Below are 24,732 nucleotides of genomic sequence, written 5' to 3' on the forward strand. Positions count from 1 at the left end.
AAATTTAGGTTTTTTAACAGGGGCACCGCTGACGCGACATAAGGGAGATATCATGTTTCGTAACACTGTTTCATCTGTAGCACTTTTGCTGGCACTGGCTGCCTGCGAACCCGCGAAGGACACCAAGACCGCAAAGGAAGGCCAGGCCACCGAGCAGGTCCAGGACGTTAATGCCCAGATCACCGCTTTCTTTGACGAGGCGATGAAAGCACGGCTTGCACTGAACCCATTGATGGCAGAGCGCCTGGGTGATCGCAGCAACAATGACAAATGGCCGGAGCTGACGGATGCTGCCGCCGACGAACAGCTGCAGCTGATCAAGGATCAACTGGCAACATTGAAGACCTTCAATTTCGATAGCCTGAATGAGAAGAACCAACTGAGCTACCGCATTTTCGAGATTACGGCTGAGCGCACCATCGCCAACGATCGCTGGCGGGATTACGGCTATCCGGTCAACCAGATGTTTGGGTGGCAGACGGGCATCCCGAGCCACCTGATGACCGTTCACCGGGTCACCAGTGTGGATGATGCCAAGGCCTATATTAAGCGCCTCAACGGCGTGGAGGCGCTGATGGGCCAATTGGTTGCGTCGCTTGAGAAGCGCGCAGGCATGGGCATCCAGGCACCCAAGTTCGTCTATCCATACGTGATCGAGGCGTCTGAAAACCTCCTGAAGGGCGCGCCATTTGATGATAGTGGTGAAGACAGCGTGCTGCTTGCCGACTTCCGCAAGAAGGTAGCTGGGCTGGAGCTGCCAGAAGCTGAGGCGGATGCCCTGGTGGCTGAAGCGTCGGCGGCACTTCTGGCTGGGGTGAAGCCGGGTTATGAGGCACTGATTGCCGAGCTCAAGAAGCTGGAAGCCACAGCGACCACGGACGACGGCGCCTGGAAGTTCCCTGACGGGGACGCCTTCTATGCCCAAGCCCTGAAAAACATGACGACCACCGACATGACAGCGGATGAGGTCCACAATGTGGGTCTTGAGAATGTGGAACGCATTCACACCGCCATGCGGGAGATCATGGACAAAGTCGGCTTTGAGGGCACGCTGCAGGAGTTCTTCGAGTTTACCCGGTCAGGCCCGCAGTTCTATTATCCGAACACGGAGGAGGGCAAAGAGGAGTACCTCCAGCAGGCCCGTGACCTCATTGACGGCATGCGCGCCAAGGTACCCGAGTATTTTACCCTGACGCCAAAAGCGCCCATGGAAGTGCGTGCGGTGGAAAAGTTCCGGGAAGATTCCGCTGGCAAGGCCTTCTATAACCGCGCGGCGCCAGACGGCTCCCGTCCTGGTATCTTCTATGCCAACCTGCGCGATATGAGCTTCATGCCGATCTATCAGCTGGAAGCACTGGCGTACCATGAGGGCATTCCTGGCCACCATTTCCAGATTTCCATCAGTCAGGAACTCGAGGGTGTGCCGCTGTTCCAGCGTGTTGCGCGCTTCACCGCCTTCACTGAAGGTTGGGGCCTCTATACCGAAGAGCTGGGCAAGGACATGGGCTTTTACGAAGACCCTTATTCAGACTTCGGTCGCCTTGCGATGGAACTATGGCGGGCGTGCCGTTTGGTGGTGGATACTGGCATCCATTCCAAGAAATGGACGCGTGAACAGGCAATTGACTATCTTTCGGAAAACACACCGAACCCAAAGGGCGATGTTGTGGCTGCAATCGAGCGCTATATCGTGATGCCGGGGCAGGCAACGGCCTATATGGTCGGCAAGCTGAAGATCATGGAGCTTCGCCAGAAGGCCATGGACGAGTTGGGCGAAAAATTCTCCTATGCCGGTTTCCACCAGGTGGTGCTTGAAAACGGTGCTGTGCCGCTTTCCATCCTTGAGGAAAACGTGGATTCCTGGATCAAGTCCTTGAAATCCTGAGGATAGTTCCCATATTGTTTCTATCTCTGGCGGCGGTGCTACGTAGGTGGCGCCGCCGTTTGTCTGAAAGCCATACTTTTAATTGTAAGGCTGCTGTCAAAAAACTGCCTTCAAGTGGCGGTATACAGGAGAGCATAATAGTAAGAACAGAAAGCGAGTGAGTATATGGAAGATAGAATGAACCATACCATCAACAATGAAGGCCTGCACAGGCTGGTCGCACATGAATTGAAGCGGATGCATCCCACGTCCCGCAAGGAAGCGTACGACACAATGATTGGCCGTATGGGGGTTTATGACCGCCAGGGCGAAGTGATTGAAGAAGGCGTTCGCGCCTATTTCGACGGCGCGGCAAGCGCCATTTAACGGGTTGATCGCGTTTCGCGATCCCTGATTCCCGGGCCCCACCTTTTCGCAGGGCCCAAGACTTTACAGAAAATCAGCTGGAAAGAGCCCGGAGTTTATTCTTCGGGCTGCAACAGCTTGTGCAGGTGCACCACCACATATTTGGTCATGGCATCGTCAACGTTTGCTTGGCTTACGCTGCGCCAGGCCGCTTCAGCCTCAGTGTAGCTTGGGTAAATGCCAACGATGTCGACCTTGTTCAGGTCAGCGAATTCCAGTTTCTGTGGGTCAGTCACTTGTCCGCCGAAGACAAGGTGAAGAAGTTGTTCAGCCATGAGTTACCATCCTGTTGCGTTTGGCCTGCTGCCTTTGGCCTGATCCGATTGTTCAGGCAACGACCCTGCCGGTCTCGTTGCGAATTTTTTCTGCAGTCTGCAATGTAAAAAACATTGATTGTGTGCGCGGCGTTTATTTAGCAAACTCGCAGCAAAACACCACCTTTTTCTAGGAGTGCCACCGTGACGGCTCAAAACCCAACGTCTTTTCTTATTTCGATCATCGGCCGTGACCAGACAGGTGTCGTGTCCGCTGTAACTGGCTATCTCTTTGAAATTGGGGCAAATTTAGCTGACAGCTCGTTCGCGGTACTGGGCGAGGCGTTCGAGTTTTCCTGTATTGCCACGTTTGAAGCTGACACCAGTCGGGAAGACCTGGAGAAAGGCTTGGCAGAGCTCGCGTTGCTCAATGGGGCCAGAATCACTGTCTCAAGCTTCCATTATGATCTGGAACGTGGCGCCGATGGCGAAATCACGCACCTGGTGGAAATCAAGGGCGGTGACCGACCAGGGCTTGTGGCGCGGATCAGCGAAGTGCTGGTGGACTATGACGCAAACATCGTGCGTATGAGCAGCCGACGTGTGCCGCTGGATGATGGGGCGTTTGATTACCGCACGCGGTTTGCGGTGAATGTGCCAGCGGGCAGGGAGGCCGCGCTTGAGGCCGCGCTTTATAATACGGCGGGGAGCCTCCGCCTCGAGTGTAGCCTCGAGGCGGCGCACTAGGTTTATTCCGAGCTTGCGCCCTGAACGGCTTGTGGCGCGGTGTTTTGTGCTTTCAGCCAGCTGATCAGACCGTCCATGCCGTCGTCCTTGACCTTTGACGAGAATACATCGCGGTTGGTGATCATCAGGTTGATGCCTTCAAACTCCAGATTCACGATCTGGAACTTGCCGTCTTTCTTGCGAACTCGCCAGTCTGCCAGGATAGGCTCGCCTTCGTCGCGCTCAACTTCCGTGCTTACAAACAGGTGTCCATGTTTGCCAGGTGCTGCCTTGGTGCCGGTTACAGCAAGGGTCTTGAAACCGATCTGAGCCATGCGCTTGTCAAATTCGGAAACAATATAGTCTCCCATGGCTTTCATGTAGGCGTCGCGCTGCTCGCTCGTAGCGGTGCGGTAGTGGCGCCCCAGCATGCCGCGGGCCAACAGTTCAATGTCTGTTGCTTCCTCAAAAATGGCGCGGAAGGCGTTATAACGCTCCACCTCTGTCATTTTTGAATCGCTCCAGACAGCAATGGTTTCGTCGGAAATCCGCTGGATGAAGTCGATCGCACCGCGGGCATCGTCAACGGCCTGGTCGCCTTGAGCTTTCGCAGGCACAACGATCATCAGCAGCAGGGATAAAGTTGCTAGTAGGCGTTTCATTCAAATGTGTCCTCACATGTCGGCCGCGGATGGTCCGATATATTTTATTCCGCGCCGGTTGTCGCGTCCCGCAGATAGGCCATCAGGTCCTTGCGGTCTTGTTCTTTTCGCAGGCCGGCAAACTGCATTTTGTTGCCAGGCAGGAATGTTTTGGGGCTGGTGAGCCAGGCGTCCAGTTTTTCTTCTGTCCAGACAAAACCGGCCTCCGTCAGTGCTTTCGAATAACGGGTGAAGCTTTCTGACGTTCCGGCGGTCCGGCCAAACAGATTATCCAGATTGGGGCCCAGTTTGGCCCGGTCGGAAGCTGTCAGGTTATGGCAAGCCTTGCAGCGGTTGAAGAGGCGTTTGCCTTTGGTGGCATCGCCGCCGTCAGAGATTGCCGTCGACGTAGGGTCATCGTCTGCAATGGTGGCAGGGGCGACAAAAGGCGATAGCGCAGCAACAAGCGCAAGAGTGGCAAAAGTCTTTTTCATAACACAAGCTCCCAATAGCGTTGTGGCGGGGTAACCCCCGCCACATATTCCAGTTCCTTACTTAATAGCACATGAATGAAGATCAAGTCTCCTGTGGCAGTTTGCCGCTTTCATTTGCTCCGGGAACATAAGGTTTGATCTTGCCAGCTTTAAGGCGCCCCCAATAATCGTTCAGCAGTGCTTTAACTTCCTTACGCAGCAGGAACACGCCAATCAGGTTCGGGAACCCGAGGGCCAGCAGGGCCGCGTCGGCAAAGTCCATCACAGCGGTCAGCTGCATCGCAGAACCGACAACGATGGCCAGCAGGTAACACATTTTATAGATGTTGGTTGCTTGCTTGTGGCCGCCTTTGGTCAGGTAATCTAGAGCCCGCTCACCATAATAATAATAGGTGATGGTGGTGGAGAAGGCGAACATCGGCACAGCAATCGTTAGTACATAACGGAAGCCATCGAAGAAGCTGTCAAACGCCATGGATGTCAGGGCGATGCCGTCAAAATCACCAGCCTGCAGGTAAGCGCCTGTCAGGATGATCACCAGCGCCGTCATGGTACAGATCACAACCGTATCAACGAACGGCTCAATCAGCGCCACGAGGCCTTCAGCCACAGGCTCATTGGTCTTGGCGGCAGCGTGCGCGATGGACGCTGTACCAAGGCCTGCCTCGTTCGAGAAGGTCGCACGCCTCAGGCCCATGATCAGCACGCCAAGGATACCGCCAACAACACCTTCACCAGTGAAGGCGCCTTTGAAGATCAGGCCGAAAGCAGCCGGTACATCAGTGATATTTGCTCCGATGATCGCCAGCGCCGCGATGACATAGACGGCCGCCATGATAGGCACCAGGAATTCAGTCACGTGCGTGATGCCGCGGATACCACCAACAATCACGAAGGACAGCAGGCCAGCATAGATCAGGCCGAAGATCCAGGCTTTGCCGGCGAAGAAGCTGTCTGCGCCGCCCGTCAATTCAGCCGCAATGGCAGCCAGCTGGAATGTCGCCTGGTTGGCCTGGAACATGTTGCCTGCGCCAAACGCGCCCAGGATACAGATCAGGGCGAAGATGACGGACAGGGTTTTGCCCAGGTTCGGCATACCGAGGCCAGCAAGGCCTTTGGACAGATATTTCATCGGGCCGCCGGAAACCACGCCATGTTCGTCAATGTCGCGGTACTTGTGGCCAAGCGTTACTTCGCAGAACTTACTGGTCATCCCAAAGAGACCAACCAGGATCATCCAGAAAGTGGCACCAGGGCCGCCAACGGAGATCGCGATTGCGACACCCGCAATGTTTCCAAGGCCAACAGTTGCGGATAGGGCCGCTGTCAGCGCCTGGAAGTGGGTCACCTCACCAGGGTCATCTGGGTTGTCATAAGTGCCTTTTACGATCCGAAAGGCCTGCGTGAATCCGCGTAAGTTGATGAAACCCATATAGATGGTGAAAAACAGCGCAAAAGAAAAAAGCCATAATACAATGACAGGCAGTCCAGGAGCACCGTCAACCAGCCAATCCATAGGAATTGGATAGAAAATGATTTCAGAGAATTTCGTTGTGAAAGGTGAAACGGCGTCGTTCACCATCATGGAGAAATCATCCAGGAATTGTTGGAAGGATGATTGTTCTGCAGCATGCACTGTCCCACTTAGTGCAAAGACTGCGGCCAAGGCTCCCAGTAATCGTTTATACATAACTCAAAGCTTCCCCTGTTGACGGGCGCATTATTATTTTCTTGCCCAGACAAAATATTCTTGGGACGGTAGGCCCGTCCGGTTAAAATTGTTGCGCATGCTAGCCGCTAAACGGCGCAGGCTCAAGGAAACTATAGTCAAAATCGGGAGAGGGCTGTGGTTTTCACAAATTCAGGCGGACACGCCCTTTTAACTGGCGCTTAACTTGTTTACCGTAGCGTTCATATGAAATTACATGAGTGGGGATAAGGCCTTGTCAGACAGTACCAAGCTTTCCAGCGCCGATGTCGCGAAACTGCTGCAGGATCCGAACGTCGATAACCGGGCAGCGGCGGCCGCCAAGGTAGCGTCAACTTTTGGTGATGCGGCGCTCACGGAAGGGGAACGCAAGATCGCGGAAGACATTTTCCGGGTCATGCTCAAGGACGCTTCAGTCCGGGTTCGGCACGCGCTGGCTGAAAGCCTGAAGGAAAACCCTGACGTTCCGCGCGATGTTGCGACGTCGCTTGCGAAGGACGTGGACGAGGTCGCGCTGCCGGTCGTTGAATTCTCAAGTGTCCTGACAGATCAGGACCTGATTGAAATCGTTCGCACCAAAGGGGTTTCGGTCCAGAAAGCTGTAGCGGGCCGCAAGGATGTTTCTGAAGATGTGGCGGATGCGCTGGCTGACTCTGGCAATGAAGAAGTTGTCGCGACGCTTGTCGGCAATGAAGCGGCAAGGATCGCAGAGAAGACCTACGACAAGGTTCTTGAGAAATTCAGCGATAGCGACGCGGTCAAAACACCGATGGCGCTGCGCGGCGAACTGCCAATCGGTGTCGCCGAACGTCTTGTGACCATGGTGTCCGAGAAGATCCGCGACCATATCATGACCCACCATGAGGTTTCGCCTGCTATGGCGGCAGACCTTCTGCTGGAAAGCCGTGAGAAGGCTACAGTATCGCTTCTGGAAGGTGGTCAGAAATCCGCCACTGTGCAGGAACTGGTTGACCAGCTGGCTGAAAATGGCCGCCTGACACCCACACTGATGCTAAGGGCGCTCTGCATGGGCGACACGACCTTCTTCGAAGTGGCACTGGCCAAGAAGGTGGGTATTCCGGTCAGTAACGCATACAAGCTTGTTCACGACAAAGGCGAGCTAGGCATGAAGCGTCTGTTTGAAGTGGCCAAGATGCCGCCGCAGTTCCTGCCCATGGCACGGGCTGCGCTCGAGGTTGCCGACGAAATGCTGGAGACCGGCGGTGATGACCGGGAGATGTATCGCCAACTGATGATCGAGCGGGTGCTGACCGCAGTTGAAAATGACGTGGATACCGAAAACCTGGATTATCTGATCGGCAAGCTGCAGGCAGTAGAGGGAAGCGAATCGAACGAATCTGATTCGAAATGATTCGTTTTTCAGATTGAATGTTGATGAAGGGACGCCGCGTAGCGTCCCTTTTCTTTTGTCAGGATGCCATGAAAGCTGGCAGCCAGAGCGCAATTTCTGGCCATATCAGCAGCATGATCAACCCCAGAAGCTGCAGCAGAACGAAGGGCACGATGCCCCGATAGATGTCTGTAAGCTTTACGGAGGCCGGCGCGGCACCCTTCATATAGAAAAGGGCAAAGCCGAAGGGCGGTGTCAGGAAGCTGGTCTGCAGATTGACTGCCATCAGAACGGCGAACCACGGCAGCACATGGCTTGGGTCCGACAGGTGATCGCCGAAATCCAGTTGCGAGATGACGGGCGCGAACACAGGCAGGATGATCAGGGTGATTTCGATCCAGTCGAAAAAGAACCCCAGCACAAAGACGGTTACCATCAGGATCCCAAGGATCAGCCACGGACCGGCGCCTGAGGTTTCCATCAGGTGCAGGATCAGGTCGTGCCCACCCAGAAGTGCGAAGACGAACGAGAAAGCTGTGGCCCCGACAAACAGGCCAAACAGCATGGTGGATGTCAGGGCTGATTGTTCGACAACGTTCTTGAGCGTCGCGAAGCTAAGTTTTCTGTTCGCAGCAGCCAGGATCAGGGCACCCGCAGCTCCCACGCCGCTGGCTTCCGTTGGTGTGGCGATGCCGCCAAAGATGGACCCAAGCACAGCAACAATCAGCAGAATGGGTGGCACAAAGCTTTTGACGATGCGGCCAACTGTCAGTTGGCCTTTTGCGGCTTCGGCGCCAAGCGGCGGCGCCAGCGCCGGGTTCAGGCTGGTGCGAACCAGGATGTATCCCATATACAAAACTGCGAGCACAAGGCTGGGCCCGATGGCCGCCATGAAAAGCCCACCCGCGGAGGTGGACAACAGATCGGCCATCACCACCAGCATGATAGAGGGTGGCAGCAGAATGCCCAATGTGCCGGACGCCGCGATGGTGCCGGACGCCAGTGCTTTGTCGTACCCACGGTCAATCATCACCGGCAAGGCCAGAAGGGTCATCATCACCACGCTGGCGCCGATGATACCGGTGGTGGCTGCCAAGATCACGCCCAGGAGCGTGACAGACAGCGCCAGGCCGCCGGGGATGCGGCGGGTCATCAATTGCAGGGTGTAAAGCAGCGAGCGTGCCACACCGCTTTTCTCCAGCATGGTCCCCATGAAGATGAACATGGGAATGGCCACCAACACCTGCTTGTTCACCACGCCGCCAAAAATGCGGCCGATGATCAGGAAGAAGCTGTTCTCATTCTCAAGACCCAGCGCCACGGCCAGCAGCCAGAAGGCCAGACCAACACCGCCTAGTACAAACGCGACCGGATAGCCGGAGAACAGCAACGGTGTCAGCACCAGGAACATCAGGAACGGCAGATATTCGATCAGCATATCCATCAGCTTTCTCCCGTCTGTGGTTCAGTTTGGGAGAAAGGCGTGCGTTCTGCCTGCTCAGGCCTGCCGAAAAGGAAGACAACGGCCTGCAGCAGTCGCGAAATGGCGGCAATACCAAGAACGGCAAAGCCGATGACGATCGCCGACTTGATGATCCAGCGGTCGGGCAGCCCGGTGGGTGAGGCAGAGGCTTCGTTATAGGCCCAGCTGTAGCTGACATAGTCATAGCCGAACCACAGCACGGCGCTGACATACGGCAGCAGGAACAGGATACAGCCGACCAGCTCAATCCAGGCGCGGGTACGGGCACTCAGGCGTTCGCTTACCAGCTCAATGCGTACATGGGCGTTTTTTGTGTAGGCCCAGCCAAGGCACAGCAGGAACAGAAAGCCGTGCAGGTGCCATTCAAGTTCCTGCAGTTTGGTGGAGCCGATCACGAACCAGCGCCTGAGGATCACATCTGTCATGATCACCAGCACAAGGGCAATGATAGCCCAGGCAGCAAGGCGGCCAATGGCGCTGCTGATGCGCTCCAGCTTTGCTGCGAAGGATAAGAGGCGTTCCATAACCCTCATTCCTTCAGGTAGCCGCGGTCGGACCAGGCTTTGTATTTCTTGCGGAAGGTCTGGAGGCTCTCCCAGACGCGGGCGAACTCGGGATCGTTGCTCGCCATCCTGGCAGCGACCTTGTTCCAGGCGGCTTCGAGCTCAGCCAGAATTTCCGGCGACCATGTGTGGATCTGCACACCTGCGGCTTCAAGAGCGGCCATGGCGTCTGCCTGCAAGGCCTCGCCTTCGGATATGCCGTAGCGGATGTTCGACGAACATGTGGCCTCGATGTGGGATTTCTGAAGGTCTGACAGGCTGTTCCAGGCATCCAGGTTGATCATCAGCTCAAAGAAAGTGGATTGCTGGTGCCAGCCGGGGAAATAATAGTGTTTTGCTACCTGATAGAAGCCCATGCGGTAGTCGACAGCCGGCATGGCATACTCGGTTGCGTCGATGGTGCCCAGCTCCAGCGCCTGATAGATCTCACCGCCCGCAATCAGCTGTGGGGAGGCGCCGATTTCCTCCATCACCTTGGCGCCTAGGCCAAAGAAGCGAATCTTGAGGCCTTTGAAGTCTTCAATGCTCTTGATTTCCTTCTTGAACCAGCCGGACGCCTCAGGCGGGGTCATGCCGCACAGAATGCTGTGGATGTTATGCTTGTGGTAAACCTCTTCAAACAGCTCACGCCCGCCGCCATAATCAATCCATGCCAGATATTCCGGCGCTGACGGCCCGAACGGTACGGCGGAAAACAGCTGCAACGCACTGTCTTTTCCCGCCCAGTAGCCGGGGGTGGACCAGCCGGCTTCAATGGCGCCATAGCTGATGGCGTCAAACGTCTCGAAGGGTGGGGCAATCACGCCGGGTTCGTAGAATTTCAGTGTGATGTTACCGCCAGAGATGGCGTTCACTTCACGCTCCAGCCGTTTGCCCATGGTGCCCAACTGGATGAGTGTGCTGGGGTAGGTGCTGGTCATGCGCCATTCGATCTTCTCGGGCGCTTGAACCGGGCTTTGGTCTTTGGCTTCTTCAGTACCGCAGCCTGAAAGAAGGCTGCAGGTGGCAAGTGCCGCAATGATGTGCGCGCGCATAGGCTCCCCTCCCGTACTCGCTTTAATTATAATGGCTTAGCCGAATTTCTTGAGCGATTGTCCTAGCAAAATATACAGCTTGCCCATATCGGATGAAATCAATGTGACAGACATGGCGCTGCCGCGGTCCCCCAGCATCGCCCGTTCCATCATACCCTCGAAATCGCGGCAATAGCGGGTAACCGCCTCGCGGAATTCCGGGTCTGTCTTGAACTTGTCGGCGATGGTCTTGCGGGTGCTGCGGTCTGCAATCTTGAGCGACCGGCGCATGAATACTGACCGGTCCCCCGCGAGATAGGCTTCCCACACATCATCCGGCAGGTCCGTGGAAATGGCCTTGTTGATGTCGATGGAGGTCGACTGCAGGCTTTCCATCAACAGCGTGGATGTGCGGGCGAAGTCATTCTTGGTGGCGCTGGCGATGCGCTGCTCAATCTGGGCCGTATGGTCCATGAACTGGTTCGCCTGTTTGGCGATCTTGTCGGCTTCTGTGCCGATGCGCATGGCCAGAAGCGCGCTTTCCTTCTCTGCCTGCTCGGCCGTGTCGGTATACTCCTCCAACACGCGGGCGAGGGTGGCCTGCATTTCTTCGCGCAGGTAGGTGATGCGCTCTGCTGCCTTGTTGGAGATTTCCTCCATGCTGGCGGCCAGTTCGTCGCGCGTTTCGTCGACGGAGGATTTCATTTCCGTCTGCGCCCGCTCGGTCTGGTCCATCAGGGACTGACTGGCGGCATCAAGGCGCGCTGCGGCTTCCATCGAGCTGAGCGCAAAGCGGTCGACTTCCTTGCTCATGGTGTCAGAAGCCTGATTGAGGTTCTTCACCACGCCTTCGGTTTCGTCCTTGATGCGCGCCCGTTCGCCGGAGAAGGCTTCCGCGGCGCTTCCCAGTGCATCGCTGGATTCCTTGAGTTCCGTCCGCAGGTCGGTGTTGCGCTCCTTCAGTGTGTCCGAAGCTGCCGTCAGGTCGTCGGCTGTCTGGGTGCCCGTTTCGCGCATATGCTCAACAATGGACACCAGATTGCCTGACTTGCCCTCCAGGGCTTCGCCGACCTGTTCGGCTGCTTCCTGAAGCTCGCGCCCGTGCGACGTGAAGCGTTCGGCGGCTTCGATCACGCGTTCAGCAGCGTCGTTCGAGGCATTGTTGAGCGCATCCCGCTGGGCAGAAAGATCTTCCTCCAGCCGTGCCAGCTTCATGCGGGTATCATTCAATACTTCTGCGATTTGCTGGCTTTGAGCGCCCATCTGTTCGCTGACGCCTGCAAGCTCTTCACTGGTGGCGCCAGCTTTTTCTGTCAGTTCGTCAGCCTTCGCCCCTATCTGGTCTGCGGAAGCCCCGAGTTGGGTGCCTGCGGTCTCGCCAGCCTTGGCCAGTTCTTCAAGCTGTTCCTCAACGCCCGCACGCAGCTGGCGGATATGCTGCAAGGTTCGTGCAGCAACTTCTTCTGCTTGGGCTGCAGCAGTATCGCTGTGGCTGGTGATGGACGCCATGGTCTCATCCAGCGCCCGACGCGCGCGCTCAAGCCCGTCATCAAGCACCCGGTCCACCTGTCGGGCGTGCTCCAGCACGGCCTTGCCGGTTTCTTCGGTGGTCGCCAGCGTCTGCTCGTTCACCGACTTGCTTGTGGAAAGCGCGGCCTCACAGTGGTCTTCGAGCGATTTACCGGCTTCATCCAGCATGGCTTTGGCTTGGCTGACGGCTTCGGTCATCTTCTCGGACATGGTCTGGGCACGCTCGGACACAATGGTCGAGACTTCTTCGGTGTGCGCCAACGCATCGGTGGCAGCTGTACGGACTTCACCGACGTGGGACCGCAAGGCTTCTTCGATTTTGGCGGATTCGGCCGCAGCCAGCTGTGCCAGTTCATTGAGCACATTCGCCTGAGTGGTCATATGTTCGGAAAGCTCTGCGGACCGGCCTTCAAGGCCTTCCACATCGTGGCGGAAGCGGTCCATGCCGGACAGTACATTGTCTGTGACAGTCTGCAGGCGCAGCTCCACGTCCATCGACATTTCCTGAACTTCGTTTGCCTTTTTCGACATCTGGCTGCTGGCGCTGTCGAGCCGGGCTTCCATATTGTCTGTAGCGCCGTGAAGGGCCGTGAGGCTCTCGTCGATCTTTTCCTTGGCGGAAAGCGCCGTGCCGGCCGCGTTTTCGCCCGCGCCGGAAAGGTCTGCTGCCATAGCTTTGACAATGGCTTCCAGGTTGTTGAAGCGGCCTTCGATTTCTTTTGTCAGGTCTGACATGCTGCCGCGCTCGCGCTCCAGGATTTCCCGGATGCTGGTGGTGCGGGCTTCTGTGTCTGCCGTGGCTGAAAACAGGTTGCTGATCTGCTCCTGGAAACGGTTCTCCAGGTTATCAATCCGGTCAGACGCCAGGTCTGCGACGGCTTCGATGTTGGTCAGTTCTTTTTTGAGCGAGCGGTTCAGCTGCGACAGGCGCTGTTCTGCCAGTTCCACAGGCGCCACGGCCTTGTGGAGGCTTTGCGCCATGGCCAGTCTACGCTCAAGCAAGGGGTCTGTGCGCTGGAAGGCCAGGGCAATCAGCCAGAAAATGGCTATGGGCGTTGTCAGGCCGCCGATGATTGCGGCAGCAGCCTCGGGTGCCATCGCAGCAATGTTGACGCCTGCGTTGGTCAGGTAATAGCCACCAGCACCCAGCCATCCCAGCGATGAGACACTGGCCAGCATGAAAGGCATCAGGCGCCGCGTGTTGCGGGCCCGGATGGCTTTTTTCGCATTCTCGCTATTGGCTTCAGGCAGCGCGTCGTTGCCCTCGACCGACTTTTGCTCAGACGTTTCTGGGAAGTCCATTTCCGCTTTTGACATGCCGCCCCCGGCGTTACCGCCACCCATATGAAATAGTTTTCTCTATTGTTACAGTTTATGAATAACACCAGAACGTCAACACGTGCCAGCTTGTTCCTTATCGGAAAAGAAGAATTTTAACGAAGATTATGGCAATATGACGGTTCGTGATCGTTTTCATGAAAGGGAAGGGGTTTTATGAACGATCTGTTGGAACAGACACCTGCCACCAAGGCCAAGCCCAGTGGTGCACAGAAACGCTATCTTGAAAGAGGGCTTTCCGAGCCTGGTGGCAAGCTGCCACTGTTTGACCGGGACGGCCAGCGTATCAAGGACGCGACAATAAAGTCTTGCCTGTCGAAAGGCTGGTGCGAGCCCTGGTACAGGAACCCGATCAAGCCTGATTGGCTGGTTTGCAAGCTGACCCGCGAAGGACGCGCGGCCCTTGGCAAGGATGCTGGTTAATGGCCGAATCCGATTGGGACGAGTCCGTCGTTTTGGACCGCGAACACCTCAAGGGGTACACTGGGGGTGACGCTTATCTGGCGCGTGATGTCCTGAAAATCTTCCTCGATAACGCGCCGCTTTACCTTGATGCCCTCTCATCCGCTGAGGGGGACGGCTGGCGATCATCAGCCCACAAGCTGAAGGGGGCGGCCCGGGGGATCGGGGCGTGGCGGCTCGCGCGCGCTGCGGAACGGGCAGAGATGCTGGGGGAACCTGCGGCGAATGACCCGCGCCGTGGGCCGATTCTTGATACCCTGAAGGAGCGCCTCGCGGAGCTTGAGGGTGTGATCAACGCTGGTTAAACTGGTGAAATGAAAGCGAAAAGATTGACCGGGCGTCAAAACTAACGGTAAAAAAGTTTATCAACCTGTGTGGGGCAGGATAATTAAGGCACATGTATGAGCGATTATGATTTTGACCGGGTAAATGTATTGTTGGCGGAAGATAGCCCGTTCATCCGCTCCTTGCTGGTAAATTCCCTGAAGGTCCTTGGCGTTGGTAACGTGTTTGCTGTCGAACATGGGGGCGACGCAATCCATTTCCTGCAGCGCGTGAAGAATGAGCCCATGAAAGTGGGGGTGCAGCAAATCGACATTGTCATCTCAAATTGGGACATGCATCCGATCGATGGCATGATGTTCCTGCGCTGGGTGCGCCGCCATAAGGATAGCCCTGACCGCTTCGTGCCGTTTGTGATGATCACCAGCTATTCGGAACCCGAGCGCGTGCTTCAGGCCCGCGAAATGGGTGTTACCGACATGCTGGCGAAACCCTTCACCATCAAGAATATTGGTGAAAAGCTGATTTCCATTATCGAGCGGCCTCGCCAGTTTGTGCATACCAAGGATTTCTTCGGCCCGGACAGACGCCGCCAGAAGCTTGAATATGGTGGTACTGAACGCCGTGTCCTGACGGACAAGAGCGAAGGTGTGGAGGTGATCCGTGGATAAGAAGAAGGTCATCGTCCGCTTCTACCGGTTCAAGAACCGCCTGAAGGAAAAGACTGCGGGGCTTGCGCCAGGCAAGGTTTCCATTTCGCCCGAAGCGCTTGAGGCCGCGGAAGCCGCGCTTGAAAAGATGGCTGAAGACTATCCGGATTGGGTGTCGGGCCTGATTGTGAAGCTGCAGGAACAGCATGGCCGGTGTGTTGACAGCCCGGAAAAACGCCGTGAAAGCCTGGAGGCGATCAACCACATTGCCCATGACATGAAGGGGCAGGGCGGCACATTTGGCTATCCGCTGATCACAACAATCGCGGATTCGTTGTATGGCTTTTCCTATTCCCGGGACGAGATCACTGATAATCAGGTCGAGCTGATCAAGGCGCACCTGGATGCCATGCGTGCCGTGATCCGCGGGCGTGTCAGCGGCAGTGGTGGCGAGATTGGTGAAAAACTGATCGAAGGCCTCAATCAGGCGATCACCAAATACGACAAATAGGCCAGTGAGCGAGATTGAAAAAAAGGGACCGAATTTCGGTCCCTTTTTCGTATGCGTGTTGGGTGCCTAGTCGGCGGCGCGTTTCCGTAGATTGAGCGCCTTGTCCATGATGTGGAAGACCACATTCTGTTCCATGGTGCCGCTTACCAGGTGGGCCCAAGGGCCAATCGCGAACAAGGCAACATCCTCGCCACCATGGGTTTCGCTGCGGGTCGGGACAAGAGCCTGGGGCTTGAACATCGGATCTGCGATGTCTTCTTCCGTCAGGTGTTTCCGTTCCCCTTTCACGGCACCGGGCCCGTTCTGGTAGGCCAGTGTGGTGTATGGCTTGCCGTCTTCAGCCAGCGTAGGCTCGGTTTCATATGGGCCAGTTACCAGGCCGAAGATGGGATTGCCGCGCTTGGGGTAGCCGGCCATCGTGAACACGTGGCTGTGGTCAGCGGTCACAAGGATCAGTGTTTCATCCAGGTCGACCATTTCCATGGCTTTTCTGACGGCCTTCGAAAGAGCAACCGTGTCAAAAAGAGCAGCCTTGGCGCTGCCGCCGTGGTGACCGTGGTCGATCCGGCCAGCTTCCACCATCAGATAGTAGCCACCGTCACTTTTCTGCAGCATCTTGATGGCAACTTCGGTCATTTCGGCGAGGTCTGGTTGCTCGTCACCGCGCTGGGCCTCAAACTGCATGTGGGATTTATCGAAAAGGCCCAACAGGCGTGATGTGTTGGCTATATCTATTTGCGCCAGCCTTTGCTCGTTTTCGACATAGGCAGCTCTGCTATCGCTTGCCAACCATTCCTTGGTGAGGTCACGACCATCCTTGCGGCGGCCTTCTCCTGTACCATCGGGCAGGAAATTGCTTCGCCCGCCGCCCAATGCCACTTCAAGGCCGTTCCCGCCTATCGGGTCGAGCATTTGTTGTGCGATGTCCCGACAGCCGTTCGTGACAGCTTCTTCCGGCAGCTCACCGTCGTTTTCCCATTGACGGCTTGGGCTGTGGGCATAGACAGCAGCAGGTGTCGCGTGGGTCAGCCGTGCGGTACTGACAATGCCAGTTGCCATGCCGGCTTGCTCGGCATAATAGGCCAGCGGTGTCAGGGCTGTGTCCATGGCGCCCGCACACTGGGCGTTGGGCTGGGTTGGCGCGGTGTTGATCGCACCGATACGGGTTTTGACACCAGTATTGAGCGCCGAAGCCGTGCCAGCAGAATCCGGCACCTGGGCATCCACGTTGTAGGTTTTGACAAGAGCCGTGTATGGGAAGCGTTCGAAGCTCAGATAGTTCTCCTCGCCGGACTTGCCCTGTAATTGGCCTTCCAGAATGCGGCCTGCGGTCAGGGTTGAGATACCCATGCCGTCGCCCACGAACAGAATGACATTCTTGGCCTGTTTGGTATTTACCGGTCGTACCGCTCGTTCGGTGACCGCTTTGGCGCCCGCATCAAACCAGCTTTCCGTGGTGCCAGTGTCCTGGGCAACAGCGGAAGCCGCGAAAAGTGAGGTGGCCAGTGCGGTTGTCGCAATCGCCACGGATCTCAATTGTATGTTTTTCATATATTCCTTCCCGGAACTTGAATTGATATGTGGGCGCACATCGCCATTGTTGTAGCAAACTCAGCCATAGCTATAAAAGGCTAATTTAGACATATTGTGACAGCGCAGTGCGGCAACACTCATATTGGCATGTGAAAGATATAAACTTCGGTCGTACGGTTTATCGACAGGTCGCAATTTCTCCTCCTTTCATCGTGTCGGTATCGCAACCGAGCCGGTTTCAGGCATTCTTCATTTACCGGCGCAGCGCAAAGACGCCAGAGACAAAGGCCGGGCATTGAAACACGAGCGACACGCAATCCTGAAAGCGAGGAGAAGACTATGACGACCAGTTTTTTGAAAAAGAGTGCAATTGGTGCAGCGGCATTGTCTGTAATGTTGTTGAGCGGTGCTGCGCAGGCAGGCCATGAAGAAGGCTTGAATACCTGGGCCGAGACTGCGGGCAGCAGCATTGATAAAGTAATGAAATATCCTGCCTTTGCGGCGCGCAAGGGCGACCAGGGCTATGCCAGCTTCCGGGTGACGGTGAACAGGGCAGGGGATGTCATTGCGTCAGACCTGCTGCAGCGCACTGACAGCGCATTGCTGAATTCAGCTGCGAAGCGCGTCGTCGCAAAAGCTGATTTCCCGGCACTTCCCGCTGAGTTTGACGGTGAGAAACTTACGTTTTCTCTGCAGCTGAATTATGCGCTTGCGGGATCAGCGATGGAGCAGCGCAATCTGATGCGGGAAGGCCGCGTGACTGGCAGCGAGGTGGCGAGCAATCGCGGGCCGGTGACAGCGAGCATCTCTTTTGAAGATGCCAGCGCTGACTAGAACAAGGCGGAACCGCAGAAAAGGAAAGGGCCCTGATGGGCCCTTTTTCATGTTCAGCCTAGTTTTGGCGCCTAACGGCGCAGTTCGCGCATGGCCCGGTCGATACCGCTGACCGTCAGCGGGAACATACGGTCTTCCATCAGCGTCTTCATGATCTGGATGGATTGCGAATAGGTCCAGTGTGTTTCCGGAATCGGGTTCAGCCAAATTGCACGCTGGTAAACCTGCGTGACCCGGTTCATCCACACCTCGCCGGACTCCTCATTCCAGTGCTCCACCGATCCGCCTGGATAGGTAATCTCATAAGGGCTCATGGACGCATCACCGACGAAGATGACCTTATAGTCGTGCGGGTAGGTGTGCAGCACATCAAGCGTGGACTGGAAGTCGTTGAAGCGGCGGCTGTTTTCTTTCCATACCTTTTCATAGAGGCAGTTATGGAAATAGAAGAACTCCATATGCTTGAATTCTGATTTGGCGGCAGAGAACAGCTCTTCACATACCTTGACGTGTGGGTCCATTGACCCGCCCACATCAAAAAACAGCAACACCTTCACAGCGTTATGGCGTTCCGGCACCATCTTGATGTCGAGGTATCCTTTGTGGGCCGTGGACCGGATGGTGTCATCAAGGTCCAGCTCGCTGGCCTCGCCCTCACGGGCAAACTGGCGAAGCTTCCTCAGGGCTACCTTGATATTACGGGTGCCCAGTTCAACGCTGTCGTCCAGGTTCTTGTATTCGCGTTTGTCCCAAACCTTGATGGCGCGCCCGTGCCGGCCCTTGTCCTGGCCGATGCGCACGCCTTCGGGGTTATAGCCATAGGCGCCGAAGGGGCTTTTTCCGGCTGTACCGATCCATTTGTTGCCGCCCTGGTGGCGCTCCTGTTGTTCTTCGAGGCGCTTCTTCAGCGTTTCCATGATCTCGTCCCAACTGCCGAGAGACTTGATCTCCTCCATTTCTTCCTTGGACAGGTAAAGCTCAGCCAGTTTTTCCAGCCATTCTTCCGGTATTTCGACTGTTTCATCGCCAATAAACTCGATGCCTTCGAATGTCTTCCCGAAGATACGGTCGAATTTATCCAGATTCTTCTCGTCTTTCACGAACGCAGACCGGGCCAGATAATAGAAGTCTTCCACGCTGAAGCCGGCGCAGCCTGCCTTCATGGCTTCAAGAAGGGTCAGATACTCCTTGATACTGACGGGTACGCCACCGTTCTTCAGGTCGTAAAAGAAACTGTTAAACATGGTCTTTAAGCACCCTGGCGCCGGTTCATGAAGGCAAGCCGCTCAAACAGATGGACGTCCTGCTCATTTTTGAGAAGCGCGCCATGCAGCGGCGGGATGATGGTTTTCGGGTCTTTGGACTTAAGCACGTCCAGTGGCAGGTCTTCGGCCATCAAGAGCTTCAGCCAGTCAAGCAGTTCGCTTGTGGACGGCTTTTTCTTGAGGCCAGGCACCTCGCGAAGTTCAAAGAAGACATTCAGCGCTTCCTTGACCAGGCTTTGCTGGATGTCGGGATAGTGGACCGCAATGATGTCCTTCATCGTTTCTGGGTCAGGGAACTTGATGAAATGGAAGAAACAGCGGCGCAGGAAGGCGTCCGGCAGTTCCTTTTCATTGTTGGATGTGATGATCACGATTGGCCGGTTCTTGGCTTTCACCGTTTCGCCGGTCTCGTAAACATGAAACTCCATGCGGTCGAGTTCCAGCAGCAGGTCGTTCGGGAATTCAATGTCAGCCTTGTCGATTTCGTCAATCAAAAGTACCGGTGTTTCGTCGCTCGTGAAGGCTTCCCAAAGCTTGCCCTTTTTGATGTAGTTGCTGATGTCTTTGACTTTTTCATCGCCTAGCTGACTGTCGCGCAGACGGGAAACAGCATCATATTCGTAAAGGCCTTGCTGGGCCTTTGTGGTGGATTTGATGTGCCATTCAATCAATCGGCATCCGAATGCATCCGCGACTTCATTGGCCAGGACTGTTTTCCCGGTTCCGGGCTCACCTTTGATAAGGAGAGGGCGCCTGAGCGTCGCCGCAGCATTGACTGCAACTTTCAGGTCATCGGTGGCGACATAATTTTCGGTGCCAGCAAACTTCATCGTGTCAAACTCCTGAAACGAACAAATGGAATTGCTACTTACGTAGCGCATATGTCTGTGATGTCCAGCCCTACAGTGGCGTGGTGGGGATATCGATATATTGCTTGGTGGACAAACGCAAAAACCCTGTTCCGCACCCATCGGGGCAGATACAGGTTGGGGTATCATTATCAGCTTAGGCTTGAGCTACGTTACCGCATTAACCGTTTAATTTAGGTTAACTCAAGCCTAGGCTTTATCGTCTACTGCCAGTCCAGCGACATGCCGATAATAGGACAGAAACTCCAGAATAGATTCTGGTGGGAACTGTTTGATTACTTCACCGGACTCGGTGTCGATATTCTTGTAAACAAACCGTCCTGTTTCGTCGTCTTTATCGATACGCAATCGCGTATTCGGAGCCTGCTCTTCTTCCGGTAGGAAGCTTTGCAGGGCCTCAGCCGCCCGCTCCAGCGGTGTGGCATTGGCGTTTTGAGCCTTCTTCTCAATATGAGACAGAGGTTCAGCTCCTGACGTTTGCCCGCTTTGGGCTTTGATGCCTGTCAAGCGGTCGACGTCATTCGAGGCTGGCTTAGCAGTTTTCGCGCCACGGAGGTCTACGACCTGTGCGCTGCTGCTTATTTTTCCAATCTCAGTCATCGGTCCACTCCTGAAACAATGGTTAAACTCATTGTTTCGTTAACGTTCATGCTCTTGCCTGGGCGAAGGGCGGGCTGCCTTGGGTGCCGGACGGCAGCCCGCCAATCAGCTCAATTAACGGAAGAGCCCAAGTACGGTCGAAGGCGCCTGATTGGCGATCGACAGTGCTTGCAGGCCAAGCTGCTGCTTCACTTGCAGTGCTTGCAAGCTAGCAGACTCTTTGGCCAGATCCGCGTCAACGAGGTTACCGATACCAACTTCGATGGTGTCAGACAGCTTGCCTACGAACTCTTTCTGCAGGTCAAGACGTTTCGCGCCAGCACCAAGTGCGGACAGCGAGCTGTTCACGTTAGTGATGGAAGCCTCAATTGCAGTCACAGCCGCGGAAGCGTTCGCTGCAGTGTCAATGGAAGTTGTCGTTGCAACTGTAACGTTCGCACTACCGAGAGACAGGTCTTGCGCGGCAATCGTGATGGTGTTGGAGCCATCATCGTTTGTGATCGCCACGATTGCAGAACCGCCGGATTCAACAACGTTGGTGCCGTTGAACTCTGCGTTCGAGACAATCGACGTGATCTGATCACGAAGCTCTTCGAATTCGTCGTTCAGGGCAGTACGGCTTGCAGTGTCAAGGCCAGAGTCTTTTGCAGACACTGCCTTCTCTTTCATTTCAATAAGAAGGTCAGATACCGCTTCACCAGCTGCAACAGCAACGTCGATAGTTGAAAGCGCGCGGTCCAGGGAGGACTTCACAGCGTTCAAGCCGGAAACGTCGCCGCGCAGTTTTTGCGCGATCGAGAATACAGCTGCGTTGTCTTTTGCAGAAGCTACTTTCAGGCCTGTATTAATACGGCCTTGCACCGTATTCAGGTTGCTGCTTGTAGAGTTCAGGTTTTGCAGGGCAGCAAACGCGCCTGCATTAGTATTTACCGAAAAAGCCATTTTGCTTCTCCTTTTTGGAGTTATTTAACGGGCATTTTGCCCTAAGGACTTTTTGTCCTGGAAATAACAGTGCAATAATGGTGCCAAGATATACATCGTGGCATTTTCTTTTAAGGTGCTGATATATATAGAAAAAGAGATGTAGTTCTGGATTCTGAAACAAACGGAAAGGTGGGCAATTTTTGCCCATTATGCGATTTAGAGCAGTTTTTGCCTATTGAGGTGGGAAAAAAATGCCGGGGCGGCCCGTAGGCCGACCCGGATATGGTTTTAGACTTTAACCTTGGAAAAGGCTTACAGCAGCCTGAGGCGCCTGGTTGGCAATAGACAGGGCTTGGAGGCCCAGCTGTTGCTTCACCTGAAGCGCCTGCAGGGTTGCGGAGGCTTTCGCCATATCGGCGTCCACAAGGTTACCGATACCGATCTGGATTGTATCCGAAAGCTTGTTGGCAAAGGCTTGTTGCAGCTCAAGCCGTTTGGCGCCTGCGCCAAGAGCTGACAAGGACGAGTTTACTGCAGTGATTGATGCATCGATGGCCGACACAGTAGCGGCTGCATTCGTTACGGTGTCAATGGTTGTCGTGCTGGCAACGGATACGTTTGCGCTACCAAGCGACAGGTCCTGTGCTGCAATCGTGATGGTGGAAGAACCATCATCATTTGTGATTGCAACGATATCACTGCCTCCAGAAGCCACAACATTGGTGCCGTTGAACTCGGCATTTGAAACGATTGAGGTGATCTGGTCACGCAGTTCTTCAAACTCGTCGTTCAAAGCAGTCCGGCTGGACGTATCCAGCCCCGAATCTTTCGCGGCGACTGCCTTTTCTTTCATTTCAATCAGAAGATCGGAAACCGCCTCTCCTGCTGCAACCGCAACATCAATCGTGGACATGGCGCGGTCCAGCGAGGACTTAACAGCATTCAAGCCCGACACATCAGCCCGGAGGCTTTGTGCGATAGCAAAAACTGCTGCGTTGTCTTTCGATGAAGCCACTTTAAGCCCCGTGTTAATTTGCGTTTGCACTTTTCCTAACGCCCGGTCTGTAATGTTCAGGTTCTGAAGCGCTGACAGCGCGGACGCATTGGTATTAACGGAAAAAGCCATTTCTGTTCTCCTTTCTGAGAGTAATCAACTGAGCCTTTTGCTCTTGGTTTCGTTAAGCGCAAGCAGCGTGCCAGATTAAGTCTCTGAAAGGTAAGGGTATTTTTATGGGTTGGGTTGGGCGTAAACTGCCTTGCGGCAGAAATTGCAGGCAAAGAATGCCCTATAGCACCATGAAAGAGCGCATAAAAAAAGGGGCCCGAGGGCCCCTTAAAAGTCATGGTTTCTTTGAACCACTTACCGGAAGAGTCCGAGAACTGTCGATGGTGCCTGGTTGGCGATGGACAGGGCCTGAAGACCCAGCTGCTGTTTAACCTGCAGGGACTGCAGTTGAGCGCTTGTCTTGGCCAGGTCGGCGTCAACGAGGTTACCGATACCAACTTCGATGGTATCAGACAGCTTGCCAACGAAAGACTGCTGCAGTTCAAGGCGTTTGGCACCTGCACCAAGAGCAGACAGTGAGCTGTTCACATTGGTGATGGAGGCTTCAATGGCAGCCACAGCTGCAGAAGCATTCGCGGACGTGTCAATTGTAGTCGTCGTTGCAACTGTCACGTTCGAGCTGCCCAGCGACAGGTCTTGTGCTGCAATAGTGATGGTGTTGGAACCATCGTCGTTAGTGATGGCTACGATTGCTGCGCCACCTGACTCTACTGCATTTGTACCGTTGAACTCAGCGTTCGATACGATCGACGTGATCTGATCACGAAGCTCTTCGAATTCATCGTTCAAGGCAGTACGGCTTGCAGTGTCAAGGCCAGAGTCTTTTGCAGACACTGCCTTCTCTTTCATTTCAATGAGAAGGTCGGAAACCGCTTCGCCTGCAGCCACAGCAACATCAATCGTGGACATGGCGCGGTCCAGCGAGGACTTAACAGCGTTCAGACCAGATACGTCGCCACGCAGTTTTTGCGCGATCGAGAATACGGCCGCGTTGTCTTTGGCAGACGAAACCTTCAAACCCGTGTTAATCTGGGTCTGGGTCTTGTTAAGCATGTTAGTGGTGGAGTTGAGGTTTTGCAGAGCAGCAAATGCACCAGCATTGGTGTTTACAGAAAATGACATACTGTTTCTCCATTCTGAGATGTCGTTTGAGCCTTTTGCTCATGAAAGCCTTTTGCTTTCGGAAATCACCATTGCATGGGGTGTGCCAATTTTTCCCATTGGGCGGAAAAAAATTCCCTATTCGTTGAAAATAAAGGGGTTTTTCGTGCCGATGGGTGGTGGTGGTCGCCATCGACGGCATTAAGAAAATAAGGTAATATTTGCCGGGTGGGAAAAAAGGATCAGGTTTGGTGGGAAAATGTTGCCGGTTTACGGCAGATCTTGCCTACAGAAGTGAATTAATTGGCTTCTGGTCCTGCGGTGATGGCTCGGGCTGCTCGTCCTGGGCGCGCTGCTGCAGTTTTGCCTGGTCGGCAAGGCCTTCCATGATCGTGCGGTTGATATTGATCAGGTCGTCGATGGATTCCTCGCCGCGCATCACGGCGGATGAATGTTTGGAAACCCATATGGAAAGGGAGATGATCCCAGCGCGCAACTGGGGAGGGAGGCCATTGCCTTCAGTGCCGCAGTCCGAGGACAGGACCGACCACATGCGCCGGTTCCAGTCCAGTGCCTCGACCATCTGTTTGTCCCGTGTTGCCCTTTCCTTGGCCTTCATCAGGGCATTGGTGACTTCTGCGAACAGCCGGTATTCCACCTGGCTTGCGTTTTCCGCAGAATGCTGAGCTTTCTGGTAAGCTTGGTATGACATTTACTTTCCCGTTTGTTACCTATTCTCAACTTCCCCCAAGTCTCGTCTTCTCAAAAGTAACCAGCTTTTTGCAGTTCATCAGTGCTCGATAATAATTCTTGTCCATTACGTCCCGGCTGATGGAAACACATAGTTCAACCGCTTCGGGTGTACTGATGGCATTCATGAATTCCGTCATGCGGACAACAAACTCTTCATAGTATTTGTCGACCTGTCCCTGATCCATGTACATAAGCATGATCGGAAAATAGATGCGCCTTGCTGGTGTCGTAATGTCCTCTTCCTGCAAAATGTCCTTTTCTCGTAAGATCGAGGCCTTGTTGTGGACAATCAATGTTGTCCGCCTGTCGGCATTTGCAATTACCGCGCCATTAATCACCAGTTTCTCATCAGGCTTTAAAGAAAGCTTTAACGCCATATGGTCCTCTCCCCGAAAGTTCCGCTGATTTCAGCTTGCCTATCAATATGTGAGACATGGGTTCACTTTTGCCATATTGCCTCTATGCCATGGTATAATAAGAAATTTTTTTTT

General features: G+C 54.8%; 26 protein-coding genes. 9 read left to right on the top strand and 17 right to left on the bottom strand.

Annotated features, from left to right (window positions below):
- The first annotated feature begins 52 nt into the window (after positions 1-52).
- Both KORLAC_RS09110 and KORLAC_RS09115 read left to right on the top strand, forming a co-directional pair.
- Entirely contained in the window at positions 53-1,885 is a 1,833-nt protein-coding gene (locus KORLAC_RS09110; protein WP_068305687.1) for a DUF885 domain-containing protein, read from the top strand.
- Positions 1,886-2,062: 177 nt separating this feature from the next.
- Complete coding sequence (locus KORLAC_RS09115; protein WP_068305690.1) at positions 2,063-2,251, top strand: hypothetical protein; 189 nt, start codon at positions 2,063-2,065, stop codon at positions 2,249-2,251.
- A gap of 95 nt (positions 2,252-2,346) precedes the next feature.
- Here the strand turns inward: KORLAC_RS09115 and KORLAC_RS09120 are convergent, their stop codons facing one another.
- A complete protein-coding gene (locus KORLAC_RS09120; RefSeq protein WP_068305692.1) occupies positions 2,347-2,565 on the bottom strand; it encodes a DUF4170 domain-containing protein in 219 nt (72 codons plus the stop codon).
- A 183-nt stretch (positions 2,566-2,748) separates the two neighbouring features.
- Between KORLAC_RS09120 and KORLAC_RS09125 the strand changes: the two genes are divergently transcribed.
- Positions 2,749-3,291 (top strand): glycine cleavage system transcriptional repressor, encoded by a 543-nt coding sequence (locus KORLAC_RS09125; RefSeq protein WP_068305695.1) that lies wholly within the window; start codon positions 2,749-2,751, stop codon positions 3,289-3,291.
- Between the two features lie 2 nt (positions 3,292-3,293).
- Here the strand turns inward: KORLAC_RS09125 and KORLAC_RS09130 are convergent, their stop codons facing one another.
- The 3 genes from KORLAC_RS09130 to KORLAC_RS09140 all read right to left on the bottom strand — a co-directional run bounded on the left by KORLAC_RS09130 (position 3,294) and on the right by KORLAC_RS09140 (position 6,095).
- On the bottom strand, positions 3,294-3,932 hold the full coding sequence (locus tag KORLAC_RS09130; RefSeq protein WP_068305698.1) for an MlaC/ttg2D family ABC transporter substrate-binding protein: 639 nt from the start codon (positions 3,930-3,932) through the stop codon (positions 3,294-3,296).
- Positions 3,933-3,976: 44 nt separating this feature from the next.
- Positions 3,977-4,405 (bottom strand): c-type cytochrome, encoded by a 429-nt coding sequence (locus KORLAC_RS09135; protein ID WP_068305700.1) that lies wholly within the window; start codon positions 4,403-4,405, stop codon positions 3,977-3,979.
- Positions 4,406-4,487: 82 nt separating this feature from the next.
- Positions 4,488-6,095, bottom strand: coding sequence for an alanine/glycine:cation symporter family protein (locus tag KORLAC_RS09140; protein ID WP_068305702.1), 1,608 nt, complete (start codon positions 6,093-6,095; stop codon positions 4,488-4,490).
- A gap of 235 nt (positions 6,096-6,330) precedes the next feature.
- Between KORLAC_RS09140 and spbR the strand changes: the two genes are divergently transcribed.
- Complete coding sequence (gene spbR / locus KORLAC_RS09145) at positions 6,331-7,485, top strand: SpbR family protein (protein ID WP_074519304.1); 1,155 nt, start codon at positions 6,331-6,333, stop codon at positions 7,483-7,485.
- 58 nt (positions 7,486-7,543) lie between these two features.
- Here spbR and KORLAC_RS09150 read toward each other — a convergent pair whose 3' ends face one another.
- Genes KORLAC_RS09150 through KORLAC_RS09165 form a run of 4 tightly spaced genes read right to left on the bottom strand, consistent with a single transcriptional unit; the run spans position 7,544 to position 13,370 of the window.
- Positions 7,544-8,908: a TRAP transporter large permease gene (locus KORLAC_RS09150; RefSeq protein ID WP_068305706.1), complete on the bottom strand. Its 1,365-nt coding sequence runs from the start codon at positions 8,906-8,908 to the stop codon at positions 7,544-7,546.
- Entirely contained in the window at positions 8,908-9,471 is a 564-nt protein-coding gene (locus KORLAC_RS09155) for a TRAP transporter small permease subunit (protein ID WP_068305709.1), read from the bottom strand. Before KORLAC_RS09155 ends, KORLAC_RS09150 begins: the two co-directional genes overlap by 1 nt.
- 5 nt (positions 9,472-9,476) lie before the next feature.
- Entirely contained in the window at positions 9,477-10,544 is a 1,068-nt protein-coding gene (locus KORLAC_RS09160; RefSeq protein WP_068305711.1) for a TRAP transporter substrate-binding protein, read from the bottom strand.
- Positions 10,545-10,580: 36 nt separating this feature from the next.
- Positions 10,581-13,370 carry a coiled-coil domain-containing protein gene (locus KORLAC_RS09165; protein WP_139167435.1) on the bottom strand — a complete coding sequence of 930 codons (2,790 nt, stop codon included), beginning with the start codon at positions 13,368-13,370 and terminating at the stop codon, positions 10,581-10,583.
- 177 nt (positions 13,371-13,547) lie between these two features.
- Here KORLAC_RS09165 and KORLAC_RS09170 point away from each other — a divergent pair, with 177 nt between their 5' ends.
- From KORLAC_RS09170 to KORLAC_RS09185, 4 genes are all read left to right on the top strand, one after another.
- Positions 13,548-13,814 (top strand): hypothetical protein, encoded by a 267-nt coding sequence (locus KORLAC_RS09170; RefSeq protein WP_068305717.1) that lies wholly within the window; start codon positions 13,548-13,550, stop codon positions 13,812-13,814.
- Positions 13,814-14,158 carry an Hpt domain-containing protein gene (locus KORLAC_RS09175; RefSeq protein ID WP_068305720.1) on the top strand — a complete coding sequence of 115 codons (345 nt, stop codon included), beginning with the start codon at positions 13,814-13,816 and terminating at the stop codon, positions 14,156-14,158. The genes KORLAC_RS09170 and KORLAC_RS09175 overlap by 1 nt, the downstream gene beginning before the upstream one ends.
- Positions 14,159-14,254: 96 nt before the next feature.
- Positions 14,255-14,806 (top strand): response regulator, encoded by a 552-nt coding sequence (locus KORLAC_RS09180; RefSeq protein ID WP_068305722.1) that lies wholly within the window; start codon positions 14,255-14,257, stop codon positions 14,804-14,806.
- Positions 14,799-15,296 (top strand): Hpt domain-containing protein, encoded by a 498-nt coding sequence (locus tag KORLAC_RS09185; protein WP_068305724.1) that lies wholly within the window; start codon positions 14,799-14,801, stop codon positions 15,294-15,296. Before KORLAC_RS09180 ends, KORLAC_RS09185 begins: the two co-directional genes overlap by 8 nt.
- Positions 15,297-15,362: 66 nt before the next feature.
- Here KORLAC_RS09185 and KORLAC_RS09190 read toward each other — a convergent pair whose 3' ends face one another.
- The gene (locus KORLAC_RS09190) at positions 15,363-16,847 is read right to left on the bottom strand and encodes an alkaline phosphatase family protein (protein ID WP_068305726.1); all 1,485 of its coding nucleotides are present in this window, start codon (positions 16,845-16,847) and stop codon (positions 15,363-15,365) included.
- A gap of 321 nt (positions 16,848-17,168) precedes the next feature.
- Here KORLAC_RS09190 and KORLAC_RS09195 point away from each other — a divergent pair, with 321 nt between their 5' ends.
- Complete coding sequence (locus tag KORLAC_RS09195; RefSeq protein WP_068305728.1) at positions 17,169-17,663, top strand: TonB family protein; 495 nt, start codon at positions 17,169-17,171, stop codon at positions 17,661-17,663.
- 71 nt (positions 17,664-17,734) lie between these two features.
- Here KORLAC_RS09195 and KORLAC_RS09200 read toward each other — a convergent pair whose 3' ends face one another.
- The 8 genes from KORLAC_RS09200 to flbT all read right to left on the bottom strand — a co-directional run bounded on the left by KORLAC_RS09200 (position 17,735) and on the right by flbT (position 24,618).
- Positions 17,735-18,907 (bottom strand): vWA domain-containing protein, encoded by a 1,173-nt coding sequence (locus KORLAC_RS09200; RefSeq protein ID WP_068305730.1) that lies wholly within the window; start codon positions 18,905-18,907, stop codon positions 17,735-17,737.
- A gap of 5 nt (positions 18,908-18,912) precedes the next feature.
- Positions 18,913-19,758 (bottom strand): AAA family ATPase, encoded by an 846-nt coding sequence (locus KORLAC_RS09205; RefSeq protein WP_068305732.1) that lies wholly within the window; start codon positions 19,756-19,758, stop codon positions 18,913-18,915.
- Between the two features lie 228 nt (positions 19,759-19,986).
- Positions 19,987-20,397 (bottom strand): flagellar protein FlaG, encoded by a 411-nt coding sequence (locus tag KORLAC_RS09210; protein WP_068305734.1) that lies wholly within the window; start codon positions 20,395-20,397, stop codon positions 19,987-19,989.
- Positions 20,398-20,511: 114 nt separating this feature from the next.
- Positions 20,512-21,339, bottom strand: a complete 828-nt coding sequence (locus tag KORLAC_RS09215; RefSeq protein WP_068305736.1) for a flagellin — start codon at positions 21,337-21,339, stop codon at positions 20,512-20,514.
- A 277-nt stretch (positions 21,340-21,616) separates the two neighbouring features.
- Positions 21,617-22,447 (bottom strand): flagellin, encoded by an 831-nt coding sequence (locus tag KORLAC_RS09220; protein WP_068305738.1) that lies wholly within the window; start codon positions 22,445-22,447, stop codon positions 21,617-21,619.
- A gap of 234 nt (positions 22,448-22,681) precedes the next feature.
- Positions 22,682-23,509, bottom strand: coding sequence for a flagellin (locus KORLAC_RS09225; protein WP_068305740.1), 828 nt, complete (start codon positions 23,507-23,509; stop codon positions 22,682-22,684).
- Between the two features lie 265 nt (positions 23,510-23,774).
- A complete protein-coding gene (gene flaF / locus KORLAC_RS09230; RefSeq protein WP_068305742.1) occupies positions 23,775-24,200 on the bottom strand; it encodes a flagellar biosynthesis regulator FlaF in 426 nt (141 codons plus the stop codon).
- A gap of 25 nt (positions 24,201-24,225) precedes the next feature.
- Positions 24,226-24,618: a flagellar biosynthesis repressor FlbT gene (gene flbT, locus KORLAC_RS09235; protein WP_068305745.1), complete on the bottom strand. Its 393-nt coding sequence runs from the start codon at positions 24,616-24,618 to the stop codon at positions 24,226-24,228.
- Between the last annotated feature and the right edge of the window lie 114 nt (positions 24,619-24,732).

It is taken from the genome of Kordiimonas lacus (genome assembly GCF_001550055.1).
GTDB lineage: Bacteria > Pseudomonadota > Alphaproteobacteria > Sphingomonadales > Kordiimonadaceae > Kordiimonas > Kordiimonas lacus.

What these genes read in the sequence shown, in the direction of transcription:
- flaF (WP_068305742.1), bottom strand. Translation starts at nt 24,200, where the DNA reads ATGTCATACCAAGCTTACCAGAAAGCTCAGCATTCTGCGGAAAACGCA.
- KORLAC_RS09160 (WP_068305711.1), bottom strand. Translation starts at nt 10,544, where the DNA reads ATGCGCGCGCACATCATTGCGGCACTTGCCACCTGCAGCCTTCTTTCA.
- KORLAC_RS09170 (WP_068305717.1), top strand. Translation starts at nt 13,548, where the DNA reads ATGAACGATCTGTTGGAACAGACACCTGCCACCAAGGCCAAGCCCAGT.
- KORLAC_RS09225 (WP_068305740.1), bottom strand. Translation starts at nt 23,509, where the DNA reads ATGTCATTTTCTGTAAACACCAATGCTGGTGCATTTGCTGCTCTGCAA.
- KORLAC_RS09190 (WP_068305726.1), bottom strand. Translation starts at nt 16,847, where the DNA reads ATGAAAAACATACAATTGAGATCCGTGGCGATTGCGACAACCGCACTG.
- KORLAC_RS09120 (WP_068305692.1), bottom strand. Translation starts at nt 2,565, where the DNA reads ATGGCTGAACAACTTCTTCACCTTGTCTTCGGCGGACAAGTGACTGAC.
- KORLAC_RS09210 (WP_068305734.1), bottom strand. Translation starts at nt 20,397, where the DNA reads ATGACTGAGATTGGAAAAATAAGCAGCAGCGCACAGGTCGTAGACCTC.
- KORLAC_RS09200 (WP_068305730.1), bottom strand. Translation starts at nt 18,907, where the DNA reads ATGTTTAACAGTTTCTTTTACGACCTGAAGAACGGTGGCGTACCCGTC.
- KORLAC_RS09155 (WP_068305709.1), bottom strand. Translation starts at nt 9,471, where the DNA reads ATGGAACGCCTCTTATCCTTCGCAGCAAAGCTGGAGCGCATCAGCAGC.
- flbT (WP_068305745.1), bottom strand. Translation starts at nt 24,618, where the DNA reads ATGGCGTTAAAGCTTTCTTTAAAGCCTGATGAGAAACTGGTGATTAAT.
- KORLAC_RS09115 (WP_068305690.1), top strand. Translation starts at nt 2,063, where the DNA reads ATGAACCATACCATCAACAATGAAGGCCTGCACAGGCTGGTCGCACAT.
- spbR (WP_074519304.1), top strand. Translation starts at nt 6,331, where the DNA reads ATGAGTGGGGATAAGGCCTTGTCAGACAGTACCAAGCTTTCCAGCGCC.
- KORLAC_RS09130 (WP_068305698.1), bottom strand. Translation starts at nt 3,932, where the DNA reads ATGAAACGCCTACTAGCAACTTTATCCCTGCTGCTGATGATCGTTGTG.
- KORLAC_RS09110 (WP_068305687.1), top strand. Translation starts at nt 53, where the DNA reads ATGTTTCGTAACACTGTTTCATCTGTAGCACTTTTGCTGGCACTGGCT.
- KORLAC_RS09215 (WP_068305736.1), bottom strand. Translation starts at nt 21,339, where the DNA reads ATGGCTTTTTCGGTAAATACTAATGCAGGCGCGTTTGCTGCCCTGCAA.
- KORLAC_RS09220 (WP_068305738.1), bottom strand. Translation starts at nt 22,447, where the DNA reads ATGGCTTTTTCCGTTAATACCAATGCGTCCGCGCTGTCAGCGCTTCAG.
- KORLAC_RS09195 (WP_068305728.1), top strand. Translation starts at nt 17,169, where the DNA reads ATGACGACCAGTTTTTTGAAAAAGAGTGCAATTGGTGCAGCGGCATTG.
- KORLAC_RS09165 (WP_139167435.1), bottom strand. Translation starts at nt 13,370, where the DNA reads ATGTCAAAAGCGGAAATGGACTTCCCAGAAACGTCTGAGCAAAAGTCG.
- KORLAC_RS09140 (WP_068305702.1), bottom strand. Translation starts at nt 6,095, where the DNA reads ATGTATAAACGATTACTGGGAGCCTTGGCCGCAGTCTTTGCACTAAGT.
- KORLAC_RS09150 (WP_068305706.1), bottom strand. Translation starts at nt 8,908, where the DNA reads ATGGATATGCTGATCGAATATCTGCCGTTCCTGATGTTCCTGGTGCTG.
- KORLAC_RS09175 (WP_068305720.1), top strand. Translation starts at nt 13,814, where the DNA reads ATGGCCGAATCCGATTGGGACGAGTCCGTCGTTTTGGACCGCGAACAC.
- KORLAC_RS09180 (WP_068305722.1), top strand. Translation starts at nt 14,255, where the DNA reads ATGAGCGATTATGATTTTGACCGGGTAAATGTATTGTTGGCGGAAGAT.
- KORLAC_RS09205 (WP_068305732.1), bottom strand. Translation starts at nt 19,758, where the DNA reads ATGAAGTTTGCTGGCACCGAAAATTATGTCGCCACCGATGACCTGAAA.
- KORLAC_RS09135 (WP_068305700.1), bottom strand. Translation starts at nt 4,405, where the DNA reads ATGAAAAAGACTTTTGCCACTCTTGCGCTTGTTGCTGCGCTATCGCCT.